Origin of the sequence: Bacillus cereus group sp. MYBK216-1, assembly GCF_051916495.1 — a bacterium.
Classification (GTDB): domain Bacteria; phylum Bacillota; class Bacilli; order Bacillales; family Bacillaceae_G; genus Bacillus_A; species Bacillus_A thuringiensis_K.
Genome location: NZ_JBQAGT010000004.1, coordinates 424376 through 439364, shown reverse-complemented (window position 1 = coordinate 439364; position 14989 = coordinate 424376). Strand labels below are relative to the sequence as shown.

Sequence of the window (14989 nt, the reverse complement as noted above, 5' to 3'; positions counted from 1 at the left end):
TAATCCCTCTTTACTTTTCAACTTTTAACGTTTGTAAGTATGCATTTAATGCATCAATTTGATCATCCGTTAAGTTGCCATATTTGCCAGTCATTTTGTTTCCTGGCTTCATATTTTCAGGATCTTTCAGCCATTTTTTTAAGTTTTCTTCATTGTTTTCGGCAATACCGGCAACCATATCGCGATCCGCAAAGTTTGCTAAGTTTGGTGCGATACGAGCGGAAGGTGGTCTACTATCATTAGATCCAACTGCGTGACAACCAATACAGCTTTTATTAAATATTTCTTGGCCCTCTTGCGCCTTTGTTGAAGCTACTTCTTTCTTCCCATCAATCTTCTTCATATCAGCAAGCCATTTTTTGTACTCGCTTTCATCTAAAGCTTTCACTTTAAATTGCATTAAAGAATGTGATGGACCGCAAAATTCGGTACAAAAACCATTATAAGTGCCCGATTTATCTGCCTTTAACCACATTTTGTTCACATTGTCTGTATTTGTATCCATTTTCCCTGCTAAAGATGGAACCCAAAATGAGTGTTTAATATCGGCACCCTTCAAATTTAAATACACTTTCTTACCTGTGGGGATGACCAAATCTTGCGAAGTTACTATCTTTTCTGATTTGTAAGAAAATTCCCACCAATAAAGATTCGCTGTTACATCAACAACGATAGTATCTTTATCAATATTCTTTTTCTCCATCGCACTTACATCAGCAAGTTTGAATGTATATGTAACCGTTGGAACAGCTAAGATTAGTAAAAGAATAATCGGAATAACTGTCCATATAATTTCTAGCTTGTGATTCCCTTCAACTTGCTCTGGAATATGATCTTCCTGGCCTTTCTTTTGGCGGAAACGCACAATTACATACAAGAAAATAATAGTAACTACTAGCACTACTCCTACCATGATTGCACTCGCCAGTAGAAGTAAATCATATTGCATTTTTGCTACTTCTCCTTGCGGAATTAAAGTAGATTGAAAGGCTTTACCGCATCCCCCTAACAGTAAAGCCAGCAGTGAAACGAACGAAAGCAGTCGCCACTGTTTCTTCATACAAACAACCCCCACTTTCCTTGTGAATTAGATTGTACTTTATAGTTAAGTAAAGTAAATCTCAACGTAAAGAAATCCAATTATGTCGTTGTCTTAGAAGAATGTAACTACAATCATTGATACAAATAAGATTGTTAAATAATTTAGGGAATAAACAAACATTTGCACGGACCATTTGATGTCATCTTTCTTACGGAAGCCATAAAATCCTAAAACGATCCATCCGATGTTAAGCAGTGTTGCAATTACCATAAATGTTATCCCTAGTCCACTCATATAAAATGGTAGTGGTAATAAACATACTGTCCAAATCATAATTTGGCGTTTCGTAATTTCAAATCCATGAACTACAGGAAGCATTGGAATTCCTGCATTTCGATATTCATCAACACGTTTCATCGCTAATGCAAGGAAATGTGGGATTTGCCAAATAAACATAATTAAAAATAACATCCAAGCAATTGGATGACCTAAAGATGGATCGATTGCTGCCCATCCAATTAAAGGTGGAACTGCTCCAGATATACTACCTACAACAGTATTTAGTGTATACTTTCTCTTTGTCCATAAAGTATATAGGACAACATATGTGAAAGCACCAATAAATCCCATTAAAACTGCCATTGGTGTTGTTAATAATAAGAATACAAATCCAAGAAGTAATATAACTAGTCCAAATGTAAGTGCAAATCCTGGTTTATACTTTCCAGTAACCGTTGGACGTGTCTTTGTTCTTTCCATTAACGGATCGATGTCTCTATCGATGTAGTTATTTAAACAACATACCCCCGCCATAATTAATCCTGAACCAACGATTGTAAAAAATAGCTTATCCAGATTGTCCATCACACTTAATCCATTAAAGTGTAATGCCAACCAAAATCCTGTAAATACAGTAAGTGTATTTGAGTTTACAATCCCCATTTTAACGAGTGCTGATAAATCTTGTAACCGAGTTGTTTCCGGTACACTTGTAACAGCGGACTCATCATGCAGCTCACTTGTTGCATGGTTCATCACTCTAACCCCCTCTTAAAACTTTCATCTTTCTTTTTGCGCCTATTTCAAATGAAATAATTCGCTTCTATATAGCAATATTATTACAGTAGAAACATTGTTAACCCATTCTACTACTAATCTACGCCCATACTCCAATATATTAAATCATATTTCCCGAACATTTTGTGAAGAAAACATGAACTTTTTGTGTCGAATATAAAAAACTTCATTCTGACTTGTCCTTATCATAACATGATGTTACCTTCTATAATAAACTATTTTGTCCTATTTAACACGTATTCTCCCCATTTCTTTTCAAAATAGCCTATTTTCCAACCAATTTTTTCCTTGTGAACCCTGTTTTTACACCTATTTTCTCTCCCTTTCCTTCCCCCTCCATTTCTTTGCTATTTTATTATTTTTTATATATCATAGGAACTAGCGCGTTTTATTCTATACATAATGGAATGAAAATATTTCGCAATAACTTCATAGCAGAAAGATGGTGAAAGAGATTGCAACGCTTTATTAAATGGTTAGCAGTCATTACAAGCCTTGATTTATTAATAGTTTTATTAGGAGGCGCTTTAGTTACAAAAACAGGTTCTGGTCAAGGTTGTGGTAAATCATGGCCACTTTGTAACGGTGAATTTGTTCCATCTAATTTATCAATGGAAACTATTATTGAACTTAGCCACCGATTAACATCCGGATCAGCTGGAATTCTTGTCACACTCCTTTGTATTTTGTCCTGGAAATATTATAAACATGTGCGTGAAACAAAAACGTTAGCAATTTTATCCTTCGTATTTTTAGTTGCACAAGCATTAATGGGAGCAGCAGCAGTTGTTTGGGGACAAATGCCAGCTGTACTTGCTATCCATTTCGGTATTTCCTTAATTTCATTTGCTTCTGTCATTTTATTAACGTGTCTTATCTTTGAAATTGACCAAAAATTTGATGCACGTTCACTTATTATGGACAAAAAAATGAAATTTCATATTTATGGTGTAACAATTTACAGTTATATCGTCGTCTACACAGGCGCTTTAGTACGTCACGAACGAGCTAGCTTAGCCTGTCCAGACTTTCCTTTATGTAGCAAAAACAGACCTATGCCAACTCAACTACATGAATGGGTTCAAATGGGCCATAGAGTTGCAGCGATGTTAATTTTCGCTTGGATACTATACGCGATGATTCTCGCTATCCGCCATTACAAACAGCAACCTGTAGTATATTGGGGATGGATCATTTCATTTATCCTTGTTACACTTCAAGCTGTAGTAGGAGTTTTAGTTGTATTTACAAACGCTAGTTTAGCAATGGCATTGTTACATTCTCTATTCATTTCTTGCTTGTTTGCCGTACTATGCTATTTAGTTATGTTAGGAACAAGAAGTAAAGTGAATGCAAAAGAAGCCGAATCAACTTCTAAACAAACAAAATAATTTAAAACTAAAATCCCTTGCCAATTCGGCAAGGGATTTTTTGCAATAAGAAAAGAGCTGTATTTACACAGCTCTTTTCTTATTTTAGTGATCTAATTCAATAAGTAAATCACCTGTTTGAATTGCATCACCATCGTTAACATATACTTTTTTCACTTTACCATTAAACGGCGCTTGAACTGTCGTTTCCATTTTCATCGCTTCTGTAATTGCCATAGAATCGCCTTTTTTCACTTCATCGCCTTCTTTTACAACTACTTTAATTACCGTTCCTGGCATCGTTGCACTAATATGATTTGGATTCTCACGATTTCCTTTCACACGTTGTGCAACTGTTGCTTTTACACTCTCGTCTTTCACGATAATTTCACGTGGTTGACCGTTAAATTCCAAGTAAAGAACACGGTGTCCATCCGGCTGTGGTTCTCCAATTGATACAAGTTTAACCATCAATGTCTTACCCTGTTCAATTTCTACATCAATTTCTTCACCTAGTCTCATACCATAGAAGAACGTCGGTGTATCAAGTACAGATACATTTCCATAAAGTTCAGCAACTTTTTCATAGTCCATAAATACTTTTGGATATAAAGCATATGCAACTACATCAAAAATCGTTACTTCGCGTCCAATTTTATGGAATAATTCTTCTTTTAACGCTTCAAAGTCTACTGGCTCTAGTAATTCACCTGGTCTTACTGTTAATGGCTCTTTTCCTTTTAAAATAATCTTTTGTAATTCTTTCGGGAAACCACCGTACGGTTGACCTAAATCACCCGAGAACATTTCAACAACAGACCCTGGGAAGTCCATCGCATGCCCACGCTCTAAAACATCCTGTTCTGTCAGATGGTTTTGAACCATAAATAATGCCATATCACCAACAACTTTTGATGATGGCGTTACTTTTACAATATCTCCAAACATGTCATTCACACGGCGGTACATTACTTTCACTTCATCGAAACGATCTCCTAAACCAACCGCTTTCGCTTGTTGCTGAAGATTACTATACTGCCCACCCGGCATTTCATGCATATATACCTCTGTATGAGGCGCATTCATACCACTTTCAAACGGTGCATAGTATTTGCGTACATCTTCCCAATAATGAGATAGTTTTTCTAAAGAATCTATATTAACATCTGGTTGTCTTTCGTTTCCGCCTAACGCATAGTATAGCGTGTTCGCACTTGGTTGTGACGTTTGACCAGCCATAGAACTCACTGCTACATCGACGATATCAACACCTGCTTCAATTGCCTTGGTATACGTTAATATACCATTTCCACTCGTATCGTGCGTGTGCAGATGAATTGGAATCGACACTGTCTCTTTTAATGCAGAAACTAAATCATATGCTGCATTTGGTTTTAGTAAGCCCGCCATATCTTTAATACCTAAAATATGAGCTCCTGATGCTTCTAACTCTTTTGCTAAATTTTTATAGTAATTTAAATCATATTTACTACGCAGTGGATCATGAATATCTCCTGTGTAGCACATTGTTGCTTCTGCAATTTTACCAGTGTCTCGTACAGCATCAATTGCAACTCTCATGCCTTCCACCCAGTTTAAGCTATCAAAAATACGGAATACATCAATGCCAGCTTGAGCAGAACATTCCACAAATTTTTGGATTAAATTATCTGGATAGTTTTTGTATCCAACTGCGTTTGAAGAACGAAGTAACATTTGGAATAACACGTTCGGCATTTTTTCACGAAGATCTAGTAATCGTTCCCATGGATCTTCTTTTAAGAAACGATACGCAACATCAAACGTTGCACCGCCCCACATTTCCGCTGAGAATAGGTTCGGTAACATTCTCGCTGTTGGCTCCGCAATTTGATGTAAATCTTTTGTACGAATACGAGTTGCAAGTAATGACTGGTGTGCATCACGGAATGTTGTATCCGTTAAAAGTACACGTTTTTGATCCTGTACCCATTTTACTAATCCGTCTGCTCCACGCTCGTCCAAAATTTGTTTCGTTCCATTTTGAATTGGCTCTGAATGTTTTAAACATGGAATACGAGCATCTGGGAATATTGGTTTTTCTTTTTTCCCTACTCCTGGGAAACCATTTACTGTTACTGTGCCAATATAATTTAACATTTTTGTTCCACGGTCTTTACGTTTCGGGAACAAGAACAGTTCCGGTGACGCGTCAATAAACGACGTATCATATTCCCCTGATAAGAAGTTTTTATGTTTTACTACATTCTCTAAGAATGGAATATTTGTTTTAATACCACGAATACGGAATTCTTTTAAGTTACGTTCCATTTTTGCAGCAGCTTGCTCAAAAGTAAGTGCCCAAGTTGTAACTTTTACAAGTAAAGAATCGTAGTACGGTGTAATAACTGCACCTTGGAAGCTATTTCCTGTATCAAGACGCACACCAAAACCACCGCCTGATCGATACGCCATAATTTTTCCTGTATCCGGCATAAAATTATTTAGCGGATCTTCAGTCGTTACACGAGATTGAATTGCAAATCCATGCACAACTACTTCCTCTTGCTTCGGCACACCTACCATTTTGCTATGTAATGAATGTCCATCAGCTATTAAAATTTGTGATTGAACGATATCTACTCCTGTAATCATTTCTGTAATCGTATGTTCTACTTGAACACGTGGATTTACTTCAATAAAGTAAAACTCATCATCTTTTACAAGGAATTCTACTGTTCCTGCATTTAAATAGTTTACATTTTTCGTTAACTTCACAGCAGCATCACAAATACGCTGACGCAAATCATCTGAAAGTGATACACTCGGTGCTATTTCTACAACTTTTTGATGACGACGTTGTACAGAACAGTCACGCTCGTATAAATGAACAACATTACCTTCTTCATCTGCTAAAATTTGTACTTCTATATGTTTAGGTTTTTCAACGAATTTTTCGACGTAAACTTCATCATTACCAAAGGCTGCTTTCGCTTCTGATTTCGCTCGATTATATGATTCTCCTAATTCCTCACTAGTACGCACAATACGCATACCACGACCGCCACCACCAAGGGACGCTTTAATAATAATCGGGTAATCATACTTTTCAGCAAATTTTTCGACTTCTTCTAATGAATCTACTGGACCATCACTACCAGGTATAACTGGAATTTGTGCTAGCTGCGCTTGTGTTCTTGCTTTCACTTTATCTCCAAACATATCTAAATGCTTACTTTTTGGACCGATAAAGATAATTCCTTCTTCTTCGCAACGTTTCGCGAATTGAATATTTTCTGACAAGAAACCATATCCAGGGTGGATTGCATCTACATGATTACTTTTTGCAATCTCAATAATGCCTTCAATATCTAGATAAGCATCAATTGGTTTTTTTCCTTCCCCAACTAAATAGGACTCATCGGCTTTATAGCGATGATAAGAACCACTATCCTCTTTAGAATAGATTGCAACTGTTTTTAATCCTAGTTCCGAACAAGCTCGAAACACACGAATTGCAATCTCTCCACGGTTAGCTACCAATACTTTTTGAATACGTTGCAGCTTTGTCATGATTTTCCCCCTCTACTTTCCTACCACTCTAGAGATAAAATATATACACACCTTAAAAAGCGTGAAGTTCTTCACTTTCCACATTATATTATACTTAGAAAGCTTCACTTTATTTTTATCCATCATACCTTATTTTTTAACAAATGATAAGTTTTCTGTACAATTTGTTTCACAAAAATAGTATAGCATACCTCCTCCTTTTCTAACAACTTAATTGTATATCACATTAAACTTAATGTGATATATTTTTTAACTGAAAGATATATTAATACATCACATTTAAAACTACTTAAAAATAAAAAACACATCATGCTCTAAGCACAATGTGTTTTTATTTTACAACTACAAGATGTGGTCCATTTTGTTCTCTTTCTTTCATTACACCATTCTGTTGTTTCTCTTGTCGTTTCACGTGACTAGCAATATTGAGTAGTATTCCCATTGCAAGTAGATTAGCTATTAAGGAACTCCCGCCATAACTAATAAACGGTAAAGGTACTCCCGTAAGCGGTATTAATCCAGACATACCACCAACATTAACAAAAGTTTGTACTCCTATTAAACTTGCAATTCCGATTGCAATTAAACTTCCAAAAGGATCGTTACATTTTTGAGCAATCCTGAATGAACGAATAATAATAAGTAGCAAGCAAATTAAAATAATAGCTACACCAATAAAACCTAATTCTTCAGATATAATAGCCATAATAAAATCTGTTTGCGGTTCTGGTAAATATCCATATTTTTGCACACTATTTCCTAATCCTCTACCATTAAGCCCTCCTGAAGCAATTCCAATAAAAGAATTTACTAATTGGAATCCATCATTTTGAGGATCATTGAATGGATCAAGGAAAACTGAAAAACGTGCCTTTTGGTATCCACTTAATTTATAATTAGCCAAAAAATATAGAGCTGGAATCCATACTATAGAAGTTAAAACAATTCGTTTAATCCATAAATTAATCCGTACTCCTGAACAAAGAAACATAATCCCTACTGTTGCTGCAATTAACAAATCGGTACCTAAATCATTTTGCTTTAAAATTAAAAACATTGCCATTCCAACAAAACCAAGTGTAAGTCCCGACCCTTTAAAAACAGGTGTATTTGTCTCTTGTCTCCTTGCAAAAAAGCGAGCTAATATAATAATAATCGATAGTTTAACAAATTCAGCGGGCTGTATACCTAATATCCAACCTTTTGCACCATTTATTTCCTTACCAAAAATCAAGGCTGCTGCTAGTAAAGCAATACTCCCTAGCCCCATCGCCGATAAAATTATTCGTTTCCTCCAAAACTTATAAGGTAACGAAGCTACAATCACTAACAATACCGTTCCGATAGCTAAAGTTATTAATTGTTTTTTAAAAAAGTAATTTGCCGGCCAGTTATGCCTCGAAATCGCAACAATGGAACTAGAACTATATACCATTATTACTCCCAGCACACATAAGATAACAAGAGGAAGTAATAATGAATAATCCATTGATTTCCATACTTTTTTCATTTCATTTCCTCTTTCTGTTTCAATTTAATTATTGTTGTATTCCATATGTACATTGATTCTTCCTGCTTTATTATACAAATAAAAAGCTCAAACTAATTTAGTTTGAGCCCCCTTATTTGAACCCGTTATTGTTGTTTGTTTGTAAACGCTTCATGAAGTGCAGATAACTCACGTTCGAGCTCACCTAACATTGCTTTCCCTTGTTCTTCTGCAATAAGACCAAGGCGAACTGCAAAATCGACCTCGCGGGATAGTCCAAACATTTGTGTGTCTAACACTTCTTCATATAATGGACATTGCGGCATTGTAAGATGGTCCATTTGCACCTTAATAAGTCTTAAAATCTTCTCTGCATCCGCTTGTAGAAGGGCTAGTGCCTTTTCCTGATGATTTGCTACTGTCTCAGACGCCAAATTGATTCCCTCCGTTTCCGTCCTACTCTCCTATATCCTATCTATTAATATTAGCGATAGTTTTAATAAATTGCAATAGAAACATTTTTTGTGACAACAGTGTCTAATACTATTATACTGAAAAGTGGGAGTATAACACAAATGGGGGAACAACAATGAGCGAAATTTTATTTATTAACGGAAAAGTACGTTTTCCAATTACTATTGATCCAACTGTTTGGATCTTTGATGATCGAAAAGTAGATTTGACAACTTACTTTGATGAAACTAGAGAAAACACGTCTGAACTAGAAACTTATTTAAAAAACACTTCAGAACATTGGGATCGCGAAATCCGTGATGGTGCCGCTTTTCCCCCAATACAGCAAAGTGTGAAGAAATATAAAAAAGAACAGCTGATTACTGGAACATTTGGTATACCACTTCATCCATTCCTTGCTAACGCTGAAATTTTAGAGGACGCTACGCAAGTTGAAATTGAAACAGTAGAACAAACATTAATACTTCCATTAGAAACTGTCGAAAATGCTATTCTTGGTTTTTCAAAAGAAGGGAAGCCATTAAAAGAGGATGGACCTGTTCATCTATATTACAATGATGGATCTAATAGACAAAATCCAATCCGTAACATCCGTAAATTTACAATTATTTAAAGAAAAGGAGTGAGCTTAAGCTCACTCCTTTTTACAATAAATCTGCTGCTAGTTGAGCTAAATTAGATCGCTCCCCTTTAACAAACTTCACATGACCACTAATACGCTGTTCTTTAAACTTCTCTACAACATACGTTAAGCCATTATTATATTCATCTAAATATGGGTGATCAATTTGCTGAGGATCTCCCATCAATACAATCTTACTCTTTTCCCCTACCCTAGTTAATATTGTTTTCACTTCATGCTTTGTTAAATTTTGTGCTTCGTCAATGATAATGAACTGATCTGGAATACTTCTCCCGCGTATATAAGTAAGGGCTTCTACTTCAATCGAACCCATTCCAGCTAAAATAGCATCTAACTCTCCTGGCTTTTTCGTATTAAATAAATACTCTAGGTTATCAAAAATTGGCTGCATCCATGGTCTTAACTTTTCTTCTTTTTCTCCTGGTAAATAACCGATATCTTTTCCGACTGGAACAATTGGTCTTGCCACAAGTAATTTTTTATATAATCCTAAGTCTTCTGTTTGCATAAGTCCCGAAGCTAACGCAAGTAACGTTTTTCCTGTGCCGGCTTTCCCCGTTAACGTTACAAGCGGAATATCTTCACGAAGCAACAATTCTAATCCCATAATTTGCTGCACGTTTCGTGGTCGTATCCCCCACACTTGTTCATTGTGAAAAATAAGTTTCTTTACCTTTTTACCTAAGTGATCCACAATGCCAAGCGCAGAACTAGAGCCTCCCAATGCATCTTTCATTACTACAAATTGATTTGGGTAAAAAGGATGATTCGCAATTTCAGATAGAGGCAATTCACCTTTCTCATAAAAATAATCCAATTGTTCTTTTGATATATATCCTTCTAAAAAGCCAGAATATATATTTTCTACTTCAATTACGCGATCACTTAAATAATCTTCAGCCTTCAAACCAATTGCATCAGCTTTTACCCTTACGAGTACATCTTTACTTACTAAAATAACAGACTTCCCGTCCTCTTTTTCCTGTTCTTCTAAAGATAGATTTTTTGCTACAGCTAAAATTCGATTATCATTTGTTTTTTCTACAAAAATATCTTGTAGTTGCACAAATGAACGATGGTTCAATTCAATACGAAATGTTCCGCCGTTTTCTAGCGGGATACTTTCATGCAGCTTTCCTATTTCACGAAATTTATCTATTAACTTAGATACATAACGAGCGTTTCGTCCTACTTCATCCATATAACGTTTTTTCGAATCAACCTCTTCTAATACAACTGCTGGAATCACTACTTCATTGGTTTCAAATGAAAAAATAGATAAAGGATCCTGCAAAAGTACATTCGTATCTAACACATAAATTTTATCCAACCTGTTACCCCCTGACTCCACTTTTAAATTTGTAGAACAAGGGTTTCATCCATAAAATATGGACGAACCATTGTTATAATTATATGTACCGTGTAAACGAGGTAGAATCGAAAATCATAGTCATTAAACCTTTTATTTATTCTTTATTCATTTCTATTCAATATATTACTTTTTATTATAATTATTAACGTTAAATCACAATAACCGATTACAAAAGTGAATAAACGAATTTCCTATTTAGCACCTTTATAATTCTCTTATCCCTACTAACACTTCATTATCCAGCTTTTTCGCTGCCCGAAGATCATAAGTTTTTTCATATGTTGGTTCAATTGCAAGTTTCGCTCCATAAAACATAACATCACGCACTTCTTGCACATTTACTTCTATTACAGTTAATTTTAGAGAAATACCTTCCATTCTATCTGTCAAAATTTCACTTGCACCACTTATAGAAAATACGGATTCATTCGCCATTATAGTCAATACCACACCTGTATTATGACGTATATTTTCCACAATACGTGAACGTTGATCTACTGCAAATCGAATACTAGTTTTACTCACTGCATACACCCAAGAAATAGCACTTACGTTAGGAACTTGTTTTTCGAAATCTGTCGTTGCTATCATAACAATACACTCTTTACGCAACGTTTGTACTAAATCCTCTGTTAAGGTAGGCTCTACTACATTCGCCATATTTTCACCTCCAAACATACTTGGTATATCCTTATCATAACTTATTTTTTGAATTGCGAAAATATTATTTTTTCCCGCTATTATTCAAAAACATTATACTTCCATGATATACTTATACTGATAGAATTCGTATTGAGGTGACGAAATGAGAGTCAAATGTATGATTTGTGATAAAAAAGATATGTTAGATGATGAAAATCCTATGGCAAAAAAACTGCGTAATCGCCCTATTCATACATATATGTGCATGGAATGTTCGGAACGAATTGCAGAGCGTACAATGGAACGTCATGCAAGTGGTAATTTCCGATTATATCGTGATAAAAAAATCGAAGATGATTGGTAAAATGTAAATAAGTCCTTACTCATATAGATAAGGACTTATTTATATTTTTCTGGTTCACGATTCATCTGATCCAAAAAACAATCAATGGCTTCTAACGGAAACCTTGCAGATTTCCGTTCTCCATTTATTTCATATGTAATTAAATACATTTCCTCGTTCTTTTCGACTTCCACATTTCTTAATTTATGTTCTTCATATATCATATTTTGAAATAACAAATATGTTTCTTTTGCAGCACTATCATTTGGACGTGCTTCCGCAACTGTTTTAATTGTTAACCAATTATATAGTGCATCTTGTACTGAACGCATGAAAACTCCCCTTCCTCAGCCTGCTTTTTGTTGTTTCGCTTGACGCAAACGCAATCTATAAATTCCAAGTACAATTGCCGCTACAACTAGTCCTTCTCCAACAGGTAAAAACACAGCAAAAAAGGTTAATACTGTACATCCAATTGCTAATGATATGTATATCACAATATTTTTTAGTACAGACAACTTTCTAGCAAATCCTAAATTATAAACGAGACCACTTAATATAATAATCGTCCCATAAAGTAACCACATTCCTAACTCTGGATTTTCATCTACCTTACACAATTTTGCAAAAAAAGACATCCTTTCTAACACACTCTTCCCCCCTAGCAGTAAAATGCAATTTTCTTTATATACTTAATACAAGAGTAACTCGCAAAAAAAATACTGTCCACAAAAATGAGTAAATATTCTAAAAAATAAACAAAATAAAAAAACAACGACCTTTATAAAGGTCGTTGTTTTTTTATTTTTACGCTTCAACAGATTTCTTTTTCTTAGCAGCTCTTTCGCGCTCACTCTTATCAAGAATCTTTTTACGTAGACGAATTGATTCTGGAGTTACTTCACAGAACTCGTCATCGTTTAAGTACTCTAATGATTCTTCTAAAGTCATTAGGCGTGGTTTCTTCATTGTTGAAGTTTGATCTTTCGTCGCAGAACGAATGTTAGTTTGTTGTTTCATTTTCACAACGTTAACTGTTAAGTCGTTCTCACGAGTGTGTTCTCCTACAATCATACCAGCATATACTTCTGTACCTGGTTCAACGAAGATTACACCACGGTCTTCAACTTGCATAATACCGTATTGTGATGCTTTTCCTGTTTCAAGTGAAACTAGAACACCTTGACGACGTCCACCAACTTGTCCAGCGTGTACTGGTTGGTAGCAATCGAATGTATGGTTTAAAATACCGTAACCACGAGTTAATGTTAAGAATTCTGTTGTGTAACCAATTAAACCACGTGCTGGAACCATGAAAGTAAGGCGAACTTGACCGTTTCCGTTATTCACCATATCTAACATTTCACCTTTACGTGCACCCATAGATTCCATAATAGAACCAGTGTATTCTTCAGGTACATCGATTTGTACACGCTCTACAGGCTCACATCTTACGCCATCAACTTCTTTAATGATTACTTCTGGCTTAGATACTTGTAATTCATAACCTTCACGACGCATGTTTTCAATTAAGATAGATAAATGTAGTTCCCCACGTCCAGATACGATCCACGCATCAGGAGAATCTGTATTATCTACACGTAAACTTACATCTGTTTCTAATTGTGAACGAAGACGCTCTTCAATTTTACGAGATGTAATGTATTTACCTTCACGACCTGCAAATGGGCTATTATTTACAAGGAACGTCATTTGTAGTGTTGGCTCATCAATACGTAATAATGGTAACGCATCTTGATGTTCAACTGGACATACTGTTTCACCTACGTTAATGTCTTCCATACCAGAAACGGCTACTAAGTCCCCTGCTTTTGCTTCTTCAATTTCTTGTCGTTTTAATCCCATGTAACCGAATAATTTCGTTACGCGGAATTGCTTCACGCTTCCGTCTACTTTCATTAAAGCAACTTGTTGTCCAACCTTCATTGTACCGCGGAATACGCGACCAACTCCAATACGTCCAACGTAGTCGTTGTAATCAAGAAGTGCTACTTGGAATTGAAGTGGCTCTTCGCTGTTATCAATTGGTGCTGGAATATGTTCGATAATTGTATCAAATAATGATTTCATATTCTCTTCTTGATTTGCTGGGTTTGAATCTAAGCTTGCTGTTCCGTTCATTGCTGATGCAAATACAACTGGGAACTCTAATTGATCTTCGTTTGCACCAAGCTCAATGAATAAGTCGATTACTTCATCAACTACTTCATCTGGACGAGCGAAGTCACGGTCAATTTTGTTTACAACTACGATTGGAGTTAAGTTTTGCTCAAGAGCTTTCTTTAAAACAAATCGTGTTTGTGGCATACAACCTTCATATGCATCAACAACAAGTAAAACACCATCAACCATTTTCATGATACGTTCTACTTCTCCACCGAAGTCAGCGTGACCAGGTGTATCTAAAATGTTAATTCTTTTATCTTCATAGTGAATCGCTGTATTTTTCGCTAAAATTGTAATACCGCGTTCTCTTTCTAGATCATTTGAATCCATTGCGCGTTCTTCAACGTGTTCGTTCGCACGGAAAGTCCCCGCTTGACGTAATAACTGGTCAACAAGTGTTGTTTTACCATGGTCAACGTGGGCAATAATTGCTATATTACGTAAATCTTGTCGTTTTTTCAACATGTCCAACTCCTAATGTCTTTTTAATCCTTCTCTATTATAAGAGCGAAGGGGATACAATAGCAATTAAAATAAAAGCAAGAATGAAAATATAGTTGTATTCTTACTTTTGTGAAAGTAAAATGAGATTGGAGGGTGAAGAAATGGAACACATTCAATATCGCTTTTTATTAACTGCAATTATCGGTGTTATTTTCTTAATCGGTATCGGCATTATGATTGCTGAAAATAGTCCAATCGGTATTATTATTTGCATTATCGGCACATTTGTTACAGTTGGATACGGTTTTGTAACAAAAAGAAAAATGCGCAAATCACAATAACGCTAAAAAGTAA

At 35.5% G+C, this 14989-nt stretch carries 14 protein-coding genes; 4 read left to right on the top strand and 10 right to left on the bottom strand.

From position 1 onward, the window contains the following. Positions 1 to 10 precede the first annotated feature (10 nt). The gene (gene coxB / locus ACTFRH_RS16845; RefSeq protein ID WP_000745265.1) at positions 11 to 1060 is read right to left on the bottom strand and encodes a cytochrome c oxidase subunit II; all 1050 of its coding nucleotides are present in this window, start codon (positions 1058 to 1060) and stop codon (positions 11 to 13) included. A 93-nt stretch (positions 1061 to 1153) separates the two neighbouring features. Then, the gene (ctaB, locus tag ACTFRH_RS16840; RefSeq protein WP_001015061.1) at positions 1154 to 2077 is read right to left on the bottom strand and encodes a protoheme IX farnesyltransferase; all 924 of its coding nucleotides are present in this window, start codon (positions 2075 to 2077) and stop codon (positions 1154 to 1156) included. Between the two features lie 497 nt (positions 2078 to 2574). Here ctaB and ctaA point away from each other — a divergent pair, with 497 nt between their 5' ends. Then, positions 2575 to 3510: a heme A synthase gene (gene ctaA / locus ACTFRH_RS16835; RefSeq protein WP_001188744.1), complete on the top strand. Its 936-nt coding sequence runs from the start codon at positions 2575 to 2577 to the stop codon at positions 3508 to 3510. Between the two features lie 84 nt (positions 3511 to 3594). Here ctaA and pyc read toward each other — a convergent pair whose 3' ends face one another. The 3 genes from pyc to ACTFRH_RS16820 all read right to left on the bottom strand — a co-directional run bounded on the left by pyc (position 3595) and on the right by ACTFRH_RS16820 (position 8964). Continuing rightward, positions 3595 to 7041 (bottom strand): pyruvate carboxylase, encoded by a 3447-nt coding sequence (pyc, locus tag ACTFRH_RS16830; RefSeq protein ID WP_000164057.1) that lies wholly within the window; start codon positions 7039 to 7041, stop codon positions 3595 to 3597. Between the two features lie 331 nt (positions 7042 to 7372). Further along, the gene (locus ACTFRH_RS16825) at positions 7373 to 8551 is read right to left on the bottom strand and encodes an FtsW/RodA/SpoVE family cell cycle protein (RefSeq protein ID WP_000758409.1); all 1179 of its coding nucleotides are present in this window, start codon (positions 8549 to 8551) and stop codon (positions 7373 to 7375) included. Positions 8552 to 8676: 125 nt separating this feature from the next. Beyond that, positions 8677 to 8964, bottom strand: a complete 288-nt coding sequence (locus tag ACTFRH_RS16820; protein ID WP_000135694.1) for a YlaN family protein — start codon at positions 8962 to 8964, stop codon at positions 8677 to 8679. Between the two features lie 155 nt (positions 8965 to 9119). Between ACTFRH_RS16820 and ACTFRH_RS16815 the strand changes: the two genes are divergently transcribed. Then, positions 9120 to 9617, top strand: coding sequence for a hypothetical protein (locus tag ACTFRH_RS16815; RefSeq protein ID WP_001289812.1), 498 nt, complete (start codon positions 9120 to 9122; stop codon positions 9615 to 9617). Between the two features lie 31 nt (positions 9618 to 9648). On the opposite strand, the gene ACTFRH_RS16810 is transcribed toward ACTFRH_RS16815, so the two are convergent. Together ACTFRH_RS16810 and ACTFRH_RS16805 are read right to left on the bottom strand one after the other, a co-directional pair. Next, a complete protein-coding gene (locus ACTFRH_RS16810; RefSeq protein WP_000358083.1) occupies positions 9649 to 10977 on the bottom strand; it encodes a PhoH family protein in 1329 nt (442 codons plus the stop codon). Positions 10978 to 11223: 246 nt separating this feature from the next. Next, positions 11224 to 11679, bottom strand: coding sequence for a pyridoxamine 5'-phosphate oxidase family protein (locus ACTFRH_RS16805; RefSeq protein WP_000024598.1), 456 nt, complete (start codon positions 11677 to 11679; stop codon positions 11224 to 11226). A 145-nt stretch (positions 11680 to 11824) separates the two neighbouring features. Here ACTFRH_RS16805 and ACTFRH_RS16800 point away from each other — a divergent pair, with 145 nt between their 5' ends. Next, positions 11825 to 12025, top strand: a complete 201-nt coding sequence (locus tag ACTFRH_RS16800) for a YlaI family protein (protein WP_002082250.1) — start codon at positions 11825 to 11827, stop codon at positions 12023 to 12025. Between the two features lie 35 nt (positions 12026 to 12060). On the opposite strand, the gene ACTFRH_RS16795 is transcribed toward ACTFRH_RS16800, so the two are convergent. The 3 genes from ACTFRH_RS16795 to typA form a co-directional block, all read right to left on the bottom strand. Then, positions 12061 to 12336: a hypothetical protein gene (locus ACTFRH_RS16795; protein WP_001258154.1), complete on the bottom strand. Its 276-nt coding sequence runs from the start codon at positions 12334 to 12336 to the stop codon at positions 12061 to 12063. Between the two features lie 15 nt (positions 12337 to 12351). Further along, on the bottom strand, positions 12352 to 12654 hold the full coding sequence (locus ACTFRH_RS16790; RefSeq protein ID WP_000893665.1) for a YlaH-like family protein: 303 nt from the start codon (positions 12652 to 12654) through the stop codon (positions 12352 to 12354). A 157-nt stretch (positions 12655 to 12811) separates the two neighbouring features. Beyond that, on the bottom strand, positions 12812 to 14656 hold the full coding sequence (typA, locus tag ACTFRH_RS16785; RefSeq protein WP_000914762.1) for a translational GTPase TypA: 1845 nt from the start codon (positions 14654 to 14656) through the stop codon (positions 12812 to 12814). A gap of 140 nt (positions 14657 to 14796) precedes the next feature. Here typA and ACTFRH_RS16780 point away from each other — a divergent pair, with 140 nt between their 5' ends. Beyond that, positions 14797 to 14976, top strand: a complete 180-nt coding sequence (locus ACTFRH_RS16780) for a DUF5325 family protein (RefSeq protein ID WP_000400127.1) — start codon at positions 14797 to 14799, stop codon at positions 14974 to 14976. The last annotated feature ends 13 nt before the right edge of the window (positions 14977 to 14989 follow it).